14 protein-coding genes are annotated in these 16,052 nt (G+C 56.4%); 11 read left to right on the top strand and 3 right to left on the bottom strand.

Going from position 1 to position 16,052, the window contains the following annotated elements; translation table 11 throughout:
• The first annotated feature begins 129 nt into the window (after positions 1-129).
• On the top strand, positions 130-888 hold the full coding sequence (gene mlaA, locus SFA31_RS17695; RefSeq protein WP_322839172.1) for a phospholipid-binding lipoprotein MlaA: 759 nt from the start codon (positions 130-132) through the stop codon (positions 886-888).
• A 459-nt stretch (positions 889-1,347) separates the two neighbouring features.
• On the opposite strand, the gene fadL is transcribed toward mlaA, so the two are convergent.
• Positions 1,348-2,670, bottom strand: a complete 1,323-nt coding sequence (fadL, locus tag SFA31_RS17690; protein WP_322839171.1) for a long-chain fatty acid transporter FadL — start codon at positions 2,668-2,670, stop codon at positions 1,348-1,350.
• A gap of 371 nt (positions 2,671-3,041) precedes the next feature.
• Between fadL and SFA31_RS17685 the strand changes: the two genes are divergently transcribed.
• The 4 genes from SFA31_RS17685 (at position 3,042) to sixA (ending at position 7,924) form a co-directional block, all read left to right on the top strand.
• Positions 3,042-3,326 (top strand): YfcZ/YiiS family protein, encoded by a 285-nt coding sequence (locus tag SFA31_RS17685; RefSeq protein WP_322839170.1) that lies wholly within the window; start codon positions 3,042-3,044, stop codon positions 3,324-3,326.
• 325 nt (positions 3,327-3,651) lie between these two features.
• Entirely contained in the window at positions 3,652-4,962 is a 1,311-nt protein-coding gene (gene fadI, locus SFA31_RS17680; RefSeq protein ID WP_322839169.1) for an acetyl-CoA C-acyltransferase FadI, read from the top strand.
• A complete protein-coding gene (fadJ, locus tag SFA31_RS17675; RefSeq protein WP_322839168.1) occupies positions 4,963-7,149 on the top strand; it encodes a fatty acid oxidation complex subunit alpha FadJ in 2,187 nt (728 codons plus the stop codon). It abuts the gene before it with no gap.
• Between the two features lie 286 nt (positions 7,150-7,435).
• Entirely contained in the window at positions 7,436-7,924 is a 489-nt protein-coding gene (gene sixA, locus SFA31_RS17670) for a phosphohistidine phosphatase SixA (RefSeq protein WP_322839167.1), read from the top strand.
• Positions 7,925-8,269: 345 nt separating this feature from the next.
• Here sixA and smrB read toward each other — a convergent pair whose 3' ends face one another.
• Entirely contained in the window at positions 8,270-8,821 is a 552-nt protein-coding gene (gene smrB / locus SFA31_RS17665) for an endonuclease SmrB (protein WP_322839166.1), read from the bottom strand.
• 172 nt (positions 8,822-8,993) lie between these two features.
• Here smrB and prmB point away from each other — a divergent pair, with 172 nt between their 5' ends.
• The 6 genes from prmB to SFA31_RS17635 all read left to right on the top strand — a co-directional run bounded on the left by prmB (position 8,994) and on the right by SFA31_RS17635 (position 13,594).
• A complete protein-coding gene (gene prmB / locus SFA31_RS17660) occupies positions 8,994-9,926 on the top strand; it encodes a 50S ribosomal protein L3 N(5)-glutamine methyltransferase (protein WP_322839165.1) in 933 nt (310 codons plus the stop codon).
• A 70-nt stretch (positions 9,927-9,996) separates the two neighbouring features.
• Positions 9,997-11,082, top strand: coding sequence for a chorismate synthase (aroC, locus tag SFA31_RS17655; protein ID WP_322839164.1), 1,086 nt, complete (start codon positions 9,997-9,999; stop codon positions 11,080-11,082).
• Between the two features lie 4 nt (positions 11,083-11,086).
• Entirely contained in the window at positions 11,087-11,908 is an 822-nt protein-coding gene (gene mepA, locus SFA31_RS17650; protein WP_322839163.1) for a penicillin-insensitive murein endopeptidase, read from the top strand.
• 30 nt (positions 11,909-11,938) lie between these two features.
• A complete protein-coding gene (locus tag SFA31_RS17645; RefSeq protein WP_322839162.1) occupies positions 11,939-12,736 on the top strand; it encodes a sulfite exporter TauE/SafE family protein in 798 nt (265 codons plus the stop codon).
• A 1-nt stretch (position 12,737) separates the two neighbouring features.
• Complete coding sequence (locus SFA31_RS17640; protein ID WP_322839161.1) at positions 12,738-13,277, top strand: elongation factor P hydroxylase; 540 nt, start codon at positions 12,738-12,740, stop codon at positions 13,275-13,277.
• Positions 13,278-13,315: 38 nt separating this feature from the next.
• On the top strand, positions 13,316-13,594 hold the full coding sequence (locus tag SFA31_RS17635; protein ID WP_322839160.1) for a YfcL family protein: 279 nt from the start codon (positions 13,316-13,318) through the stop codon (positions 13,592-13,594).
• A 425-nt stretch (positions 13,595-14,019) separates the two neighbouring features.
• On the opposite strand, the gene mnmC is transcribed toward SFA31_RS17635, so the two are convergent.
• Positions 14,020-16,050, bottom strand: coding sequence for a bifunctional tRNA (5-methylaminomethyl-2-thiouridine)(34)-methyltransferase MnmD/FAD-dependent 5-carboxymethylaminomethyl-2-thiouridine(34) oxidoreductase MnmC (gene mnmC, locus SFA31_RS17630; protein ID WP_322839159.1), 2,031 nt, complete (start codon positions 16,048-16,050; stop codon positions 14,020-14,022).
• Between the last annotated feature and the right edge of the window lie 2 nt (positions 16,051-16,052).

The raw sequence follows: 16,052 nt of genomic DNA, 5'->3' as shown, positions 1-16,052 counted from the left end.
CGGGCGCGCAGAGGCAGATGCCATAGCGTACGCTATGCCCGGATGCGCTCGGGTGCGGTATACCAATACTTGACGGGCCGGGTCTGAAGGCGTTGCGCCCCGCTTATTCCTGCAAGGAGAGAATAAACTATGAGAATTCACCTGTCCGCGCTGGCGCTGGCGACAACCATGCTGGTAGGCTGCGCCGGTTCGCAGGGGAACGGGGAGCAGGGCCGCTCCGATCCGCTGGAAGGCTGGAACCGTACCATGTACAACTTTAACTTCAATGTACTGGACCCTTACATACTGCGCCCCGTAGCCGTCGCCTGGCGTGACTATGTGCCACAGCCTGCTCGCAACGGCCTGAGCAATTTCACCAGTAACCTGGAAGAGCCAGCGGTAATGGCAAACTATTTTATTCAGGGTAATCCCTATCAGGGCATGGTGCACTTCACGCGCTTTTTCCTGAATACCTTGCTGGGGCTGGGCGGTTTTATTGATGTGGCCGGAGCGGCTAACCCGAAACTACAGCGCGTGGAGCCGCATCGTTTTGGTAGTACGCTGGGCCACTACGGGGTGGGCTATGGCCCCTATGTCCAGTTGCCGGTGTATGGAAGCTTTACGCTGCGCGAAGATGGCGGCGACGTGGTAGATACGCTTTATCCCGTGCTTTCTTGGCTCACCTGGCCGATGTCGATTGGGAAATGGACGCTGGAAGGTATTGAGACGCGCGCCCAGCTTCTGGACTCCGACGGGCTATTGCGTCAGTCTTCCGATCCGTATGTGATGGTGCGTGAGGCGTATTTCCAGCGCCACGATTTTATTGCCAACGGCGGTAAACTGAAGCCGGAAGAGAACCCCAATGCTCAGGCTATTCAGGATTCTTTGCAGGATATCGACGCCGAATAACCTCTGATACGATGCGCTCGCTTATTATTGGGGCGCATATTGTCTTAAAGTCTCGCGATCCCGCACTTACTCTGCAATTTACCTCTCGGAGTCGTTTGACGCTTATCCGTTCCGTAACTCTCCTTGCCCGGTAGCGTAACCACGGCCGTTGGTTTCAACCGTGAGAAGTTATGGCATTTAATCCGGGGGGCAGGCCGTGCTCAGCGGCCAGCTGCCGCTTAAAGCGACGATTTTGGTCGGTCCATGGGTGAGCTGCAGCGTTCCTGAAACGCCTCTTTTCCTGGCGTATAGGCAGTCAACCCAAAGTTACATAAACCCAATCTCGTTGAGGAGCACGTCTGCGGGGGAGGTGGCTAATAAAAACGCGCCGGTGCGGCGCGCTATTAAAATCGACCCAATTTGCCGGATGCTGGCAAACTCATGCCAACACCCACGCCTGCTGATTAAAGCAGCGCTTTATTAGAACGCGTAGTTGAAGTTCGCGCCGTACAGCCAGGCTTTCCCTTCAGACTTAAAGCTGTACGGACCTTCGTCAATGCTAACTTTCTGGCCGTGCATGTAAGAAACGCCGAGGTCGACAGAGGCGCTATCGTTAAACGCATAGGTGGTGCCGAGGCTTAGCCATAAACGATCCTGATCCGGGATTGAAATCGAGCGGGAATCGGCGGGAACCGGGCTATCATCAAACGCGATGCCGCCGCGGAAAGTCCAGTTATCGTCCATATAGTACGTGGTACCGAGCGCAATCCGAAGGGCGTCTTTAAAGCCTTCGTGCTTATAAAATAGCGTTTCGTTGGCGCTATTTTTGGCCTTCAGCTCCTGGAACTGGCTCCAGCTTGTATAAGCGAGGCTATAGTGGATCGCCCACTTAGGCGCCACTTTGTTATAGCTTGACAGTTCCCACATTTCTGGCAGATCAAGCGAGAGTGAGCCGCCAACCGTGCTGCCGCTGGTGCCGGCCGGCAGCCCGAAGTTGCCAAGGATCTGATTATAGGCGGAAGGGAGCATGCTGCGATAGGCGCCGTCGAAATCCACCTTCACTTCTGAACGATAGGTAAAGCCGTAGCGATTATCTTTATCCAGCTCATATAAGATACCGGCGTTCCAGCCGAAGCCCCATTCATTGCCCTTCAGGCGCGCAATTTGCGTATCGGCTGGCAGATTAGCCACCTGGCCCGCCAGCGCAGGCGGTAGCATACCGGAGCCTGCGACAATTTGACCTAAATCGCCCGCGTAGCGCTCAATTTTGGCGCGGGCATAGACGGCGTCAAAACCCAGCCCGAAACTCCAGTTCTGATTTAGACGATAAGCGCCGCTCAGATTGAGGTTCATGGTTTCCAGGTCGGTTTTGCCTGCCATCGAACCCGCGGCATAGCTGTTGTTAAATTCGGTAGCCAGCCCATAATTCGAGGTAACCGAGGCGCCCCAGCCAAAGTGTTCATTAATTGGCGCAACAAAATGGAGATTCGGCACCCATGCGGTAGGGGCGATATTGTCAGTATTAAGGCTATTGCCGGTGGGTGAACGGCCGGTAATGTCGACGCCGGGATCGACAAAAATCGCGCCACCTGAGAAAGAGGGGCGATCGAACATCATAATAGTCGCCGGGTTGCGGCTGGCTGAGCCTGCGTTATCAGCAACGGCGCCCTCGCCGGAATAGGCGCGGCCCAGCCCCGACGATGAAAATTCATTTAACTGGAAACCCGCAGACCACGCCTGCGAAGAGATGAGTGCCACTGCGATTGCGAGCGATGTTTTTGCAAACAGGTTTTTCTGGCTCATGACCAAAACCTCATTGAGTTATTTTTATTCAAATAATGTTACACCCGGTAACAGAGCGCGAAGTGTAGGGTTTCAGGGCTTGCCTGGAAATCAGACCAGTGGCGTGAGTATAGAACTGACCTGATATTCTGTTGCAACAATGTTTTTCACTTTTTTCAAATATGTTCTTGAAAACGCGATCTGTCCGGCAAAATTGCCGGGGATTAACGATACCTGGCGCCTCAATAATTGCTTTAGATCATTTTTAAACAGGTTTTCTATAGCTTTACCGCTAACGGCACAATCTCAACTGGAGAGGGGCGCGTGGGAGGCGTAAAATAGGGCAATAATTGTCGGCGCACCCGTCTGGTGCACAAACAGAGGAAATTACAATGAGTAAATGCAGTGCTGATGAAACCCCGGTTTGCTGCTGTGTGGATGTAGGTACCGTAATGGACAATACCGACTGTACAGCCTCTTATAGCCGCGTATTTGCCACTAAAGCGGAAGCTGAAGAGACGCTGGCGATGCTGAGTGCAAAAGCGCGCGCCGCAGAATCAGAGCCGTGCCAAATCACACCGCGCTACGTCGAAGAAGCAGACGGCGTGCGCATGGACATCGATTTTGTCTTTAGCTGCCAGGCTGAAGCATTAATTTTCCAGCTAGGTTTACGCTAATATTTGCATCCGGCCCCCGGTTCGCGGGGCCGCTTATTTCTCGTTTTCCCACATTTTCCCCGCCCCTTTCTTCGCGATTTTTACGCTGCCAGTCTGGTAAAATGTAAAAATATCGTTAAAAATAATCTCAGGTCTGACCACTTTATGCTATTAAGGCCATTCGTTTGGCATTTCGGGGATAAATCCCGCTTAGGTCCAGCAAGACGCCACGATGCGCCGCTCACTGGCTCTAAAACACCGGCTCATTGGCAAGGCATCTGATGTAATGCTGAACCAGGCCTCACCCAGCGGTTTGCCCGGCGACGAAAATGCGAAGAGGAAAAGTATGAACCAGATGGCTCCACTGATTACCCGCCGCGATCAACGTATCGCCTTTGTAGGCGGCCTGCGTACGCCTTTTGCGCGCCAAATGACCGCCTGGCGCGATGTGCCGGCCGTGGAGTTAGGGAAGCTCGTAGTATCGGAGCTTCTGACGCGCAGTGAACTGTCCGTTGATGACATTGAGCAGGTAGTATTTGGGCAAGTGGTGCAAATGCCGGAAGCGCCCAATATCGCCCGGGAAATTGTATTAGGAACCCGCATGAACGTTCATACTGACGCATACAGCGTGAGCCGCGCCTGCGCGACCAGTTTTCAGGCGGTAGCGAATATTGCGGAAAGTTTACTGGCAGGCACGATACGCGCGGGAATTGCGGGCGGTGCCGACTCGACGTCGGTATTACCGATAGGCGTAAGCAAAAAATTAGCCGGCACCCTGGTCGATATGAACAGAACGCGCGGCCTGGGGCCGCGCCTGAAACTCTTTTCTCGCCTGCGTCCTCGCGACCTGGTGCCGGTGCCGCCGGCGGTCGCCGAGTATTCAACCGGGCTGAGAATGGGCGATACGGCGGAACAAATGGCAAAAACCTTCGCTATTACTCGTGAAGAGCAGGATACCTTTGCGCTGCGTTCGCATCAGCGTGCAGCGCGGGCCTGGCAGGAAGGGCTACTCGACGATGAGGTGATGACGGCCTATGCGCCGCCGTTTCATTCAGCGATTCGACAGGATAATGTGATTCGCCCGCAGGCGACGCTGGAAGACTACGCAAAACTGCGCCCCGCCTTCGATAGACGCCACGGTACCGTAACGGCAGCGAACAGTACCCCGCTTACCGACGGCGCGGCGGCGGTGATTATGATGACGGAAAGCCGGGCGCGGGAACTGGGATTAACCCCGCTGGGTTACTTACGCAGCTACGCTTTTACGGCAATTGGCGTTCAACAAAATATGCTGCTTGGCCCGGCCTGGGCCACGCCGCTGGCGCTGGAGCGCGCCGGATTAACCCTTGCAGACTTAACGTTATTCGATATGCATGAAGCCTTTTCCGCGCAGGTATTAAGTAATCTGAAAATGCTGGCCAGTACGCGCTTTGCCAGGGAGCAACTGGGGCGCGAGCGGGCGACCGGTGATATCGATGAAACGACATTTAACGTACTGGGCGGTTCGATAGCTTATGGGCACCCTTTTGCCGCCACCGGCGCGCGCATGATAACCCAGACCCTGCGGGAGCTGCGGCGCCGAGGCGGCGGACTGGGGCTGGTCACCGCCTGTGCGGCGGGCGGGCTGGGCGCGGCAATGGTTCTGGAGGTGGAATAAATGACTGAAATAGCAGTGTTTTCTCTGGAGGTGCGCCCTGACAATATCGCCGTTATTACCGTGGATGTGCCCGGTGAGAAAGTGAACACGCTGCGCGCCTCTTTCGCACCGGAAATGTATGCCATCGTCAGGCGGCTGCGTGAAAACCGGGAGCTAGAAGGCGTCGTTATCATATCCGGTAAAGAGGACAATTTTATCGCCGGCGCGGATATTACGCAGATTGAAAACTGCCGTGACGCTCAGGAAGCTGAGGCGCTGGCGCGCCAGGGGCAGCAGATTATGGCGGAGATTGCCAGCCTGCCGGTGCCGGTGGTCGCTGCGATACACGGCGCCTGCCTGGGCGGCGGTCTTGAGCTGGCGCTGGCCTGCCACCGGCGTATTTGCAGCGACGATGCAAATACGCGGCTCGGCCTGCCGGAGGTGCAGCTAGGGCTGTTACCTGGCGCGGGAGGAACTCAGCGTCTCCCGCGTTTGATTGGTATTACCCGCGCGCTGGATATGATGTTAACCGGGCGTCAGTTGCGCGCTCGCCAGGCGCTCTCAGCGGGGCTGGTTGATGATGTCGTGCCGCAGTCCATTTTGCTGGACAGCGCCGTCGCACTGGCAAAATCACAGCGCCCGCGCCAGCGGCGGTTGCCCGTGCGCGATCGCATTTTAAGCGGGCCGCTGGCGCGCAGGTTAGTTATCTCCATGGCAACCAAAAAAATGCGGCACCAAACGCGCGGTAATTATCCTGCCCCTGAGCGCCTGCTTCACGTAGTGAGCGCGGGATTACGGCACGGTCGTAGCAGCGGCTACAGCGCAGAGGCACAGGCATTTGGCGAGCTGGCAATGACGCCTGAATCACGGGCGCTGCGTCAGATTTTTTTCGCCAGTACGGCGCTGAAGAAGGAGAGGGCCAAACCGACGCGCCCGGCGCGCAGGGTGGGCATTTTAGGCGGTGGACTGATGGGCGGCGGCATAGCCAGCGTAACGGCGCTAAAAGCAGGGTTGCCGGTACGCCTGCGCGATGTGCGTGAAGAAGGCGTTTGTCATGCGCTGGCGTATAGCTGGTCTCTCCTAACCCAGCGGGTGCACAAACGCCAAATCAGCGCGGCGGAGCGTGCGAAGCAAATGGCGCTGCTATCCGGAACCACGGACTATAGCGGCTTTCGCCAATGCGATGTGGTCCTTGAAGCGGTGTTTGAGGAGCTGGCGCTCAAACAGCGGATGGTTGAAGAGATTGAAAGCTATGGCGCATCCGATGCCGTATTCGCATCTAACACTTCATCGCTGCCGATTAGCGATATTGCAGCCCGGGCGCAGCGTCCACAGCAGGTCATTGGGCTGCATTATTTCAGCCCGGTGGATAAAATGCCGCTGGTTGAGGTTATCCCACATGCCACAACCAGCCCGGAAACCATTGCCCGGGTTCAGGATTTAGCCCTGCGCCAGGGGAAAACGCCGATAGTAGTCGCCGATCGCGCCGGATTTTATGTTAACCGTATTCTGGCACCGTATATCAATGAAGCGCTGTGGTGTCTGGTCGAGGGGGAACCCATCGAACATATTGATGCGGCGCTCCTGCAGGCCGGTTTTCCCGTGGGGCCGCTCCAGCTTCTGGATGAAGTGGGCATCGATGTGGGAACCAAAATTATTCCTATTCTTGAGCAGGCTTACGGGGCGCGCTTTCGCACGCCTGAACGCGTAGCCGCAATTTTAAGCGGGGATCGTAAAGGCAAAAAGAACGGCCGGGGGTTTTATCTTTATTCAGCCCAGGGGCGTAAAATAAAAAAAGGAGCGCCAAAGCAGGCAGATGCGGCGATTTATACCCTGTTACAAGTGACGCCGACGGCGCGCCAGCCCGCGAAGGATATTGCCAGCCGCTGTATGTTAATGATGATAAATGAAGCGGTACGCTGCCTGGATGAAAATGTGATTGCCAGCGCACGCGACGGGGATATCGGCGCAATATTCGGTATCGGCTTCCCGCCTTTTCTTGGCGGGCCGTTTCACTATCTTCAGCGGCAGGGGGCCGCCGGTATTGTGGAGCAACTGGAGCGTTTATCAGCGCGTTACGGCGAGCGCTTTACCCCCTGCGACGGTTTACGAGCCCGCGCCCGGGAGGTGCAGGGTAACCAACCGCAAAATAATAGCCATGAGCCTCCTGCTGGCGGCGATCCCGCTTTCAATGTCGAAATACATTGAAGGCAAAAGTCATTGATGATGCACGCCAGCGGCGGTGAAGTTTACCCCACGCGGCAGGGCTAAGCTGGCTACAGAATTGACTATTGCAAGTATCGGCGAGGGGCTCAGATAACCGGGTCGCCTCGCGCATTTTATGCGCGTATATTGACTATACTTACGGCGTTGAGGTAAAAAGCAACGTTCATTCGACAACCGGATCTGGCCCGAGTCGGGCAAAAGATAACGCCATGTATGCGTTTTACGTATACGGGCGTTTGGCTTTTCTGGTTAACAAAAGCGGTGCAATATGCAAGTTCTTATTATGCGTCACGGCGATGCGGCGCTCGAAGCCGCCAGCGATGCGGCTCGTCCTTTAACCGTTCGCGGTCGCGAAGAATCTCGCCAAATGGCGACCTGGCTGAAAGGGCAGGGAATTGATATCGAACGCGTGCTGGTCAGCCCTTATTTACGGGCGGAACAGACACTTGCGGTAGTGCGCGAAGCGTTGGCGCTGCCTGAAAGTGAAGAAGTCCTCCCAGAGTTAACGCCCTGCGGCGATGTCGGTGAAGTGAGCGCCTATCTGCAGGCGTTAGCCAGCAAGGGCATGAAGTCTGTGATGCTAATATCCCACCTGCCTCTGGTCGGCTATTTAGTGTCTGAATTGTGCCCGGGCGAAGCGCCGCCGATGTTTTCGACCTCCGGTATAGCGAGCGTTGTGCTGGATGCGGAAACGGGGCGCGGCCATTATGAATGGCAGATGGGGCCGTGCAATTTGAATGTGGCAAAAGCTATCTGACGTAATTACGGTTTTTACCGCTATGGCGCCCGGCATTTTCGCCGGGCGTTTTGCTATCAGCAAACTACTTTCACAGGTGTTTGTCACGTACCGTGCCGACGCCGGGCACCATGTTCGCGCGCTTTACCAGGCTGGTGCTGCGCTGTTCGTTGACGGGAGTTTTGCTGGAAACTGATTTATTACGCATTGTTATCATCCGCTTTTTTTGCCGGCAGGATGCGGGTTAGCTGCCTGTCTGTTTCTGTTTAGCCAATGCAGATGAAAAAAGACACGCTTTATAAGACTTGAATCCGGGGCGGTTTGTTCGGCTGCCAGTCAGGGAAAAGCCTCGCCGGGAGAGTCAGTTTACAGATGCGCCGGCGGCAGCCATTCTTCGACTTCAATCAAAATTAATAACGCCGCATCGCCGCCGTAAAGTTTAGGTGCCTGATGAAATGCCATCACATGCGGATGCTGTGCCAGCCACAGCGGCGTTTGCTGCTTAAGGATATTCTTGCCGTGCCCGTGCATTACGCAGGCGCAGTAAATATGCTCGCGGCGACAGGCCGCAATCAGAGCGCCTAACTCCTGTTTAGCCTGTTTTTGCGTTAGCCCGTGTAAATCGAGAAACAGATCCGGCGCATAATCGCCGCGCCGCAGCTTCTTTTGCTCAAAATGACTGACGTCCGGGCGAACATACCGTACCGGCCCCTCGCTCGCCAGCAGCGGTTGGAACTCATCGGAAAAGTAGTGGCTCGCGTCAGTTTGCTCCTGAAGTAGCCTTTTTTCCGGAATTTCACGACGAAGATTGCGCGGGGGACGATGTACCACGGTGTCGTGAGACAGGCGCCGGGCGCCGCTCGTCATCTCTCTAAATAGCGCTTTATCTTCGGCGCTAAGTGCGTTTTTTTTCTTCATCTTCGTCTCATAAGAAGGGGGATTAATGCCATGTTACCCGGATTGTCCGCCGCGATTATAGCAAAGCCGGCATTTTTGTACGGCGAGTGCGTGCTGCCTGCTGATTTGTCATGGCGATCGTGGCAAACTACTGCGCAGATTAATTCTATACGGCAGTCCTGCGGAGGGCATAGTGGATAAAATTTTCGTTGACGAAGCGGTGAATGAACTGCACACCATTCAGGATATGCTGCGCTGGGCCGTCAGCCGCTTCAGCGCGGCGAATATCTGGTATGGTCACGGCACCGATAACCCCTGGGATGAAGCCGTTCAATTGGTATTGCCCTCGCTGTATCTGCCGCTTGATATCCCCGAAGATATGCGCAGCGCGCGACTGACCCCCAGTGAGCGCCATCGTATCGTTGAGCGCGTTATTCGCCGCGTGAATGAACGTATTCCCGTGGCCTATCTGACCAATAAAGCCTGGTTTTGCGGGCATGAATTTTATGTGGATGAGCGGGTATTGGTGCCGCGCTCTCCGATTGGCGAGCTGATTAATCAGCATTTTGCCGGGCTTATTAGCGGCGAACCGCGCCATATTCTGGATATGTGCACCGGCAGCGGTTGTATCGCAATTGCCTGCGCTTATGCTTTCCCGAACGCGGAAGTGGACGCGGTGGACATCTCTGCCGACGCGCTGGCTGTGGCAGAGCAGAATATCGAAGAACACGGTCTGCTGCAGCAGGTAACGCCCATTCGCAGCGATCTTTTCCGCGCTTTACCGCAGGTTCAGTACGATCTCATCGTCACTAACCCGCCTTACGTTGATGCGGAAGATATGGATGATTTGCCCGGCGAATATCACTTTGAGCCGGAGCTGGGGCTTGCCGCAGGGCGAGATGGCCTGAAACTGGCGCGGCGTATCCTTGCCTGCGCGCCTGATTATTTGAGCGAACAGGGCGTGCTGATTTGCGAAGTGGGCAATAGTATGGTTCACCTGATAGAGCAGTATCCGCAGGTGCCGTTCACCTGGCTTGAGTTTGAGCACGGCGGTGACGGCGTCTTTATGCTCACGCGCGAGCAGCTGATCGCGGCGCAAGAGCATTTCAGCATCTATAAAGATTAATCCCGGATAGCGGTGGGGCTAAGTCCGGCCGTGAAATCTACTGTCACGACACTAACGGTAAGGAGCCGCAATGGCAGGGAACAGTATTGGACAACTTTTTCGCGTCACGACCTTTGGCGAGTCCCACGGTCCGGCTCTGGGGTGTATCGTTGACGGCGTTCCGGCGGGGCTGGCACTGAGTGAAGAGGATTTACAGCACGACCTGGATCGCCGCCGCCCGGGGACATCGCGTTATACCACCCAGCGTCGGGAGCCGGATCGGGTGCGCATTCTTTCCGGCGTGTTCAACGGTGTGACGACGGGCACCAGCATCGGGCTCATGATTGAAAACACCGATCAGCGCTCCCAGGATTACGGAGAGATTAAAGACCTGTTTCGCCCCGGGCACGCGGATTACACCTATGAGCAGAAATATGGGCTACGCGACTATCGCGGCGGCGGGCGTTCGTCCGCGCGTGAAACGGCAATGCGCGTAGCCGCGGGCGCGATTGCGAAAAAATTCCTCGCGCAGCGCTATCAGATACAAATTTGCGCCTGCCTGACGCAAATGGGCGATATTCCGCTGGCTATCAGGGATTGGGCGCAGGTTGAACAAAATCCCTTTTTCTGCCCGGACCCGGAGAAAATCACCGCGCTGGATGAATTGATGCGCGGGCTGAAAAAAGAGGGTGATTCTATCGGCGCGCGCGTCACGGTCATAGCCGATAATGTCCCGGCGGGGCTGGGCGAGCCGGTGTTTGACCGACTGGATGCCGACATTGCGCATGCTTTGATGAGCATTAACGCGGTGAAAGGCGTGGAAATTGGCGACGGGTTTGACGTAATCGCCCTGCGCGGCAGTGAAAATCGCGATGAAATTACCCGACAGGGTTTTCAGAGTAATCACGCGGGGGGGATTTTAGGCGGTATCAGTAGCGGACAGCAAATTATCGCCAGTATTGCCTTAAAGCCGACATCCAGTATTACGGTGCCCGGCAGAACTGTCACGCGCGACGGTGAGGAAACCGAGATGATCACGCGCGGCCGTCACGATCCCTGCGTGGGAATTCGCGCGGTGCCGATAGCGGAAGCGATGCTGGCGATTGTGCTGATGGATCATCTGCTCAGGCAGCGCGGGCAAAACGGTGAGCCGCTTTCTCATCTGACGGGACAATAAACTTATGCAACGTCTTTTCATCGCGTTACTGGCGCTTTGTACCAGCGTGAGCGCTTTCGCCGCCACGCCGTGGCAGACGATAACCCAGCCGGTACCCGGCAGTCCGCAGTCTATCGGCGCTTTTGCCAATGGCTGCATCGTTGGCGCGCAGCCACTGCCGCTTAACGCGGAAGATTATCAGGTAATGCGCACGGACCAGCGGCGCTACTTTGGCCACCCACAGCTCATAGCATTCATTCAGCGCTTAAGCGCCCAGGCGCATGGCGCAAACCTGGAGACGGTGTTAATCGGCGATATGGGCATGCCGGCCGGCGGGCGTTTTAACGGCGGCCATGCCAGCCATCAGTCCGGGCTGGACGTGGATATCTTTTTACAATTGCCGCGCGCGCGCTGGACGCAAACCCAGTTACTGCGCCCACAGGCGCTGGATTTAGTTTCCGGCGACGGCAAGCGCATAGTAGATTCACGCTGGCAGCCGGAGCTGGGAAGCTTGATTAAACGCGCTGCGCAGGACGAGGCGGTGGTGCGTATTTTTGTCAGCCCGGCGATTAAGCAGCGGCTGTGTGAAGATGCGGGTGCGGATCGCGCCTGGCTGCATAAAGTGCGCCCCTGGTTTGGCCACCGCGCGCATATGCACGTGCGATTGCGCTGCCCGGCTGACAGTCTGGAATGCGAAAATCAGGCGCCGCCACCGCCGGGTGACGGCTGTGGTTACGAATTACAAAGCTGGTTTGAACCGGCAAAACCCGGCAGTAAGCCGCCCGTGAAGAAAACGCCGCCGCTGCCGCCTTCCTGTCAGGCGCTGTTGGACCAACATCGTCTTTAAATGTAAGGGATGCCGCTACGGGGGGTAAGTATGGATTGGTTTATGGTTTCCCCACTGGTGTTGGCTACGCTATTTTTGGTGGCCCTGCTGGCCGGTTTTATTGATGCACTGGCGGGCGGGGGCGGGTTACTTACGGTGCCTGCCCTAATGGCTGCCGGAATGACGCCCGCGCAGGCGCTGGCGACCAATAAATTGCAGGCCTGCGGCGGTTCGCTGTCCGCCAGCCTCTATTTTATTCGTCAGGGGGTGGTAAATCTGCGCGAGCAAACGCTGAATATCGTTATGACGTTTCTGGGATCAACAGCCGGCGCGCTGCTGGTCCAGCACGTGAAGGCCGATATTTTGCGTCAGGTTCTGCCGCTATTAATCATCTGTATCGGCCTCTATTTTTTACTCACCCCCCGTTTGGGGGAAGTGGACAGGCAGCGGCGTTTATACGGTCTGCCGTTTGCGCTGATAGCCGGCGGCTGCGTTGGGTTTTACGACGGCTTTTTCGGCCCGGGCGCGGGATCGTTTTATGCGCTGGCGTTTGTAACGCTGTGCGGCTATAACCTGGCAAAATCCACGGCGCACGCCAAAGTCTTGAACGCGACTTCCAACGTGGGCGGCCTGCTGCTGTTTATTTTAGGTGGCAAAGTGATTTGGGGAACCGGGGCCGTCATGATGATCGGCCAGTTTTGCGGAGCGCGCATGGGATCGCGTCTGGTGCTGAGCAAAGGACAGCGCCTGATACGGCCCATGATAGTCATTGTGTCTGCGGTGATGAGCGCAAAATTATTATTTGACAGCCACGGACAGGCGCTCCTGCGCTGGCTGGGATACGTATAAGATGACACACCACTATCAGCAATTAATCTCTCTTTTTGATGGCTGTTTCGCCAGCGAATTTAATACTCGTCTGATTAAAGGAGACGATGAGCCGATTTATCTCCCTGCCGATAGGGAAGTTCCGTATCATCGCATTATCTTCGCGCACGGGTTTTACGCCAGCGCGCTGCATGAGATTTCGCATTGGTGCATTGCCGGTGAGGAGCGGCGCCAAAAAGTTGATTTTGGCTACTGGTATTGCCCTGACGGGCGAGATGCCCAGACTCAAAGCCAATTTGAAGATGTGGAAGTCAAGCCGCAGGCGCTGGACTGGCTATTTTGCATGGCGGCGAATTACCCGTTTAATGTAAGCTGCGACAATCTGGAGGGCGATTTTGAGCCCGATCGCGTTGCTTTTCAGCGCCGCGTGCACGCTCAGGTTATCAGTTATCTGGAACGCGGTGATACTCCGCCGCGTGCCGCACGCTTTATCGACGCTTTGCGTCATTATTATCATACGCCGCCGCTGGTGGCGGAACGGTTTCCATGGCCTCAAGAATGACAGCATTGGCCCTCTGAACCTGAACCCGAGGATACGCGATGATCGCCGAATTTGAAGCCCGTATACTGACGCTCATTGACGATATGGTGGAGCGCGCCAGCGACGATGAACTATTTGCCGGCGGGTACTTACGTGGGCACCTGACTCTTGCCGTCGCTGAGCTGGAAAACACCAGCGACCGTTCTCCGCAGGCCGTTTCCGCAACAGTAGCGCGGAGCCTTGAAAAGGCGATTCAGGCGGGCGAACTATCGCCGCGCGATCGGGCGCTGGTGTTGGCCATGTGGGATAAATTGTTCCATCAGGCGAACGCTGCCTGACGGCGCAGTGTATTTAAGCAATCAGCCGAACGCCGGTCAGGCATTCGGCTTTTTATTGCCAACTGAAAACCACGTCCTGTGGACGTGGTCATCAACAGGTTTTGGCTCTGCCCTGTTGTTTTGGGATTTAAATCTCACAAGACTGGCAGTAAGGAATTTGGTATGTCTCTTTGGGGCATCAAAGCAATGCCGCCTTCTATGAAGGCGGATTCTTACTTCCAGCTGAAAACCACGTCCTGTGGACATGGTTTTCAGTTAAGAATAAGAACCGCAGATTTGCGGCTGACAGACAAATAGCGAGCGTCTTTTTTAATCTGCGCTCACGGCGCCTGGCGGAGGCATTTTTCTGTCTCACCGGCGCTTATCACTATTAAAACCGGGTTGCACCGGCTGGCTCGCCGTGAGCAACCCATTGGCTAAGTATGTTATGCCCCAGCCCGGGCGGTTTTAACCTGTTTTCCTTTTAACAACTTACGAACCCAAAAGCGATTGGGGCTAAGCGCTGCCAGCGTCTGCGCGTCCAGCGGCAGCGGCTCAGCGCTCATTTGAGCGGCAAGAAGTTCTGCTGCGAGCGGTGCGCTGCACAGGCCGCGTGATCCCAGTGCGCCTAGCATAAACAGATTCCGGTAAACGGGAGCCTGCGCGACCTGCTCTGGCGTGATGGCCTGGGTATCCAGACTCGCATAGCTCTCAAGCGTTGCCGCGTAGTTAGGCACATTGCCCACCAGCGGTAAATGATCGCGGATTGCGCAGCGGATGCCGCAGCGCGCCTCTCCGGCGCTGACATCCACCTCATAAACCCAGCGCTGCTGTGGCAGACAGTGGATCAAACGCTGTCGGTTGTTATCCTGATCCTCTGCGCTGTATATCGCCTGTGCCGCCCCGCGGTGATAGCTGGCCCCGATGCAGTGACGCTGGTTCGCGGGATTGCAGGGCGTGAGATAGCCGTCGTAGCACAATACCTGGCGTAATTCCTTCAGCGCAGGGGTTGTGGGGATATGACTGACCTGGCCGCCGACCGAATAGCAGGGCAGCCGGGTCGTTTGCGCAAACTGGTCAAGACGGTGGCCGTTAGCCAGCGCCACGCTTTGGTGCGTTTGCGTCTCGCCGCTGGTGAAAGTGATACGCCAGCTATCACCGTCCGGGAGTAACCCGGCGGCCTCTTTACGATAATGTAACGCCAGCCCCTGCTGTTGTGCCAGTTCAAGCGCGGCGGCGGTGAGCTGCGCCGGGTATAGCCAGCCACCGGCGGGATAAGTGATACCTTCGCAGGCGGTTTCCAGCCCGCAAAGCGCGGCGCTTTGCTGTGCATCAACGGCATGCGCCAGTTCAGGCGGCAGATCCAGTGTCAGCATGCGCGCGATCTTACGGCGGCTTTTATCATCCCACCCGAGCTGCGTAACGCCGCACCAGGCGTGCTCGAAGGTAAATGGCAGTGTGTCATAGCAGCGGCGGGCAAAGGTAAACGCGGCGGGAAAGAATTGCGTTAGCGCGGGATCGTGACCGTTTAGCAGCGGGTAAAGCGCTCCCTGACGGTTGCCAGAAGCGCCGGCGGCCGGCCGCTCATCCTGACAGTAGAGTGTGACCTGCCAGCCGCGCCGCAATAGCGCCAGCGCCAGTAGCGCGCTGGCGACGCCGCCGCCGATAATTGCCGTTTCGGGCCTGCCGTGCGCCGCATCGCGCGCATACCACGGTGTTTGAATGAGCGCAGGCAGAGCCTGGGGCAGTATGCCGGTGAGCATTTCACGTTTGCGGCCAAAGCCTTTACGCTTTTGCATCCGAAAGCCGGCTGCTTCCAGCCCGCGTCGTACAAAACCGGCTGCGGTAAAGGTTGATAATGTACCGCCCGCCCGCGCCAGTCGCGCCATGCCGTGGAATAGCGTTGGTGTCCACATATCGGGATTTCGGGACGGGGCGAAGCCGTCCAAAAACCAGGCGTCGACCTGGCCCTGAAGACTGTCATCCAGACAGGAAAGCGTGTGGTTAATATCGCCATACCACAAATCGAGAGTAACGGCGCCCTCGTCAAGTATTACGCGCTGGCAGCCAGGCAGCGGCAGCGGCCACTGCTCCTGAAGCTGCTGCGCCATATCACGTAACTCAGGCCAGCGCGCGTGAGCGGCCCGTAAGTCAGCGGGGGTAAGCGGATGCTTCTCAAAGCTGATGAAATGTAGGCGACGCAGCGGAGCTTCTGGATGTGCCCGACGAAAATCGCGAAACGCCTGCCACAGCGTTAGAAAATTAAGCCCGGTACCGAAGCCGCTTTCCGCCACAATCATGAGTGGCCGCGGGTGCAGGGCGAAACGTTCGGGGAGTTGATTGCCGTTTAGGAAGACGTGTCGCGTCTCTTCCAGCCCATTGTCATTGGAAAAATAAACATCATCAAACTCTCGGGATACAGGTGTACCCTCATGGTTAAAGGTAATCGCGGCAGGCTGTATGCGGGTTTGTTTCACGT

Source organism: Erwinia sp. HR93, from assembly GCF_034555055.1.
Classification (GTDB): Bacteria; Pseudomonadota; Gammaproteobacteria; order Enterobacterales; family Enterobacteriaceae; genus Apirhabdus; species Apirhabdus apintestini.
Note: the sequence above shows the minus strand (reverse complement) of the source record. Positions and strands in the feature narration are given on the sequence as shown.